The 1,079-nt window shown below is 46.1% G+C and carries 1 protein-coding gene; it reads right to left on the reverse strand.

Annotated elements, in window-relative coordinates:
• Nucleotides 1–80: 80 nt before the first annotated feature.
• Complete coding sequence (locus F8S12_RS17270; RefSeq protein WP_196517370.1) at nt 81–968, reverse strand: tetratricopeptide repeat protein; 888 nt, start codon at nt 966–968, stop codon at nt 81–83.
• Nucleotides 969–1,079 lie beyond the last annotated feature (111 nt).

Consider the following 1,079-nt stretch of genomic DNA (forward strand, 5'->3'; position numbering starts at 1 on the left):
ATGGGGAATGGGGAATGGGGAGAATAAAAAATTACCTCTTTCCTATCTATTACCTACTTCCCACTCCCTACTCCCCACTCTTATTGGGTAGGCTGTTGTTTGGGGCTTGACGATGAGTTTTCTCTTTGCTGTAGGGCTGCTTGAATACGGGGTAATTCTAGGAATTTTTTCGTATCAGACAGTAAGCGATCGCCCCAAAGATTTTCTTTGAGGAAATCTAAATTACCATAGCGCTGATCGATGCGGAGTGCGGCTTCTCCCAGGGTCAGCCCTTGTTGGCGATCGCCTTTAGTATACAGCGCCACTCCCAGGGCTAATAAAGGTTCTGCGGCTTGCTTATCAAGGGTTACAGCAGATTGCCATCGTTTGATGGCTTCTGGAATATCACCCTGTTCGTAGTTGATTAAGCCAATGTTATTGAGTGCTGGCCAGAATTTTTTATCTTGGGAGACGGCTTGATTGTACTGTGCGATCGCATCTGGCAATCGACCCAGCAAATAGTAAGCATTACCTAAATCAAATAACCCCTCTGGATCATTGGGTTTTAACTTCAAACCATCTTGGTAATTAACAGCTGCATCTTGGTACTTTTGCTGCCGAAAATTCGCTGAACCTAAAGCAAACAGAATATCACCATTTTTGGGGTTGATAGATTGCGCTTTTTTCAGGCTAGCGATCGCTGCGTCAAACTCTTTGGTTTGCAACTGCAATCCACCTAACAGCAACCATACTTTATCATTCTTAGGAGCCAGTTGAGTCGCCAGTCGCGCTCGTGGCAAAGCTAATTCAACCTGTTGAAACTGAGCTAGTTGAGCCGCTTCCTGTGCCAGACTCAACCCTTGCTTCTCCAACTTTGCTGCATCTAGTTGCAGTGTATGGGGTATTAATGCCTGCGCGTTAGCGGCTTTTGGCATACTCCACAAACTACAGACCATGAGAAGAGAAATCAAACGAACATATTTCGGCACACTACCGCCTCTAAGCCACTAATCAAAGAATCTTTCAGCTAGCTTAAACGATCTCCGCTCTTGACGGCAGTAAAATCTTACCAATCTTGGGGAGCAGGGGGGCAGGGGGGC

The organism is Nostoc sp. WHI (assembly GCF_015714725.1).
GTDB lineage: Bacteria > Cyanobacteriota > Cyanobacteriia > Cyanobacteriales > Nostocaceae > Nostoc.